This window comes from Rhizobium sp. A22-96, from assembly GCF_053521805.1.
Map to the genome: position 1 here is coordinate 1 of NZ_JBNWDQ010000018.1, position 1,925 is coordinate 1,925.

The 1,925-nt window shown below is 65.0% G+C and carries 1 protein-coding gene; it reads right to left on the reverse strand.

Going from position 1 to position 1,925, the window contains the following annotated elements; all coding sequences use genetic code 11:
• On the reverse strand, positions 1-1,925 hold a 1,925-nt coding region (locus ACQZ6F_RS33400; RefSeq protein ID WP_449096316.1), incomplete at both ends, for a caspase family protein.

A 1,925-nucleotide genomic window follows, 5' to 3' on the forward strand; every position in this document is an offset into this window, starting at 1 on the left:
CCCTTCACCGGAGGCGTATTGCCAACGGCAGGCAATGGCTGCCCCTTCGCACCGGGAAGCGCATGCGCATTGTCGTTCGCGCCCGCTGGAGCAGGTTTGGCAGCAGCGGTGGCCGGAGGATTATGCACGGCGCCGGGTGCCGCCTGCGGCGATTGCGCCTGCTTCGTCGGCACCACTTGGCCCTGAGCAGCCGGAAGCTTGCCGGCAGCCGGCAAGGGCTGGCCGTTGGCGCCGGGAAGCGTATGAGCGGTGGCAGCATTTCCGGCCTGCGGCTGCGTTGCAGGAGCAACGGGGCTGCCGGCAGGCGCTTTTACGGCTGCTGCCGGGTTCGGCTTCTGCAGAACCGCCGCCTTTTTCTGTATCGAAGGCGGAAGCGCCACATGCAATGCAACCGCACCGGCGCCGGCGATAACGGCGGCTCCGGCCAGCTTCTGCCCGGTCGTAAGCCCGGGCGCCGCGGGTGCAGCACCGGTCTCGTTGACGGTGGTGTTGTTGACGGTCGTGCTGTTGTTGATGACCGTATTGTTCACGACCGTGTTGTGGATGTTGTTGAAGATGATGTTGTTTTCTGGCGGAGCGACATCGCGCGGCGGCAGCACCCAGGCTGCGACCGGAACGAAGACCGGCGCCGGCAGAACATAGAGGTCGACCACGGGCGGCGGCGGCGCCAGCACGACGAAATCCGGTGGCGGCGGCGCCAGGAAAACAACCGGCGGCGGCGGCGCATAGCCGAAATCGGCATCATCAAAATAAAGCACCGGCCGATCGACATAGACGATCTCTGTCGGTGGCGGCGGCGGCACGTCATATTCGATCACGGTGAATGACGGCGGCGGCTCCAGGGCTGCCTCGAAGTGATCGAGACGGCGGCGGGCATCCCAGACATGCGGGCCGCGCGGATAACGCCTGAGGTAAGACCAATAGGCCTGCGGCGTATCCGCAATCCAGGTCTCGCGCCAGGTGATCGCCTCGCGGCGGGCGGCAATGATGGCACGCACGCGCCGTGCCATGGAGTCGTTCGGATAGGCGGCAAGGAAATCCTCATAGCCCTGCAGCGAGTCGCGGTCGAGTGCCGCGAAATAGGCATCCTTCTCGTCGAAGTCGCGGATGGCCTTGGTGCGGATCGCGGCATTGTCATAGGTCGACACCTGAGCCGCCGGCGCATCGGGAGCGCGATCGAAGAATGTGAAGGCGTTGGTGAACTTGGAGGCGTCCCAGGAGATCTCGGCGCCCTTGGTGAGATCGCTGACCCGCAGGCGTGTGCGGTCGAACACATCGCCGAGCGAAAGACCGCCGAGGCGGATCATTTCCGCCAGCGCATGCGCGTACGAACCATAGGGACCGGCTTCCGGCGGCGCGACGGTGCCGGGCGCGGCATTGAACGCGATCAATTGATGCGCATCGGGTTCGACAAGCGTCAGGCCGCCGGCCAGCGGCTGGTTGGACTGCGCAAACGGATTGGCCCTCGCCGCGTCGAGCACGACGATGCTGCCGCGATTGCTGATCGCCGCCAGGGACTTGGTGAAATCCGTCACCCGGATCGCCTCGACGGGAACGTCCGTCGCATTGGCGATCTGCGCATCCACCGGCACAAAGTAATTGTCGCCCTGATACTGGAGGCCGTAGCCCGCCAGATAGACGAAGGCCACGGTATTCGGGCCCGACGCATTCGCCTTTGCCAGGAAATCCCTGAGCGTATCGCGCAACCCGTTCTGGTCGAGGTCACGCGCGCCGATCACATCGAAGCCGGCTGCCTGCAGTGTCTGCGCGATCAGGCCCGCATCATTGGCCGGCGTCGGCAATGCGCCCGTCTTGTAGGCGGCGTTGCCGACGACAAGCGCTATGCGCTTCTCAGGAGAGTTCTGCGCCTCGGCCGAACTCGCAACCGCGACCCCCGCCAAAACCAACATCATCGCAAAAAATGC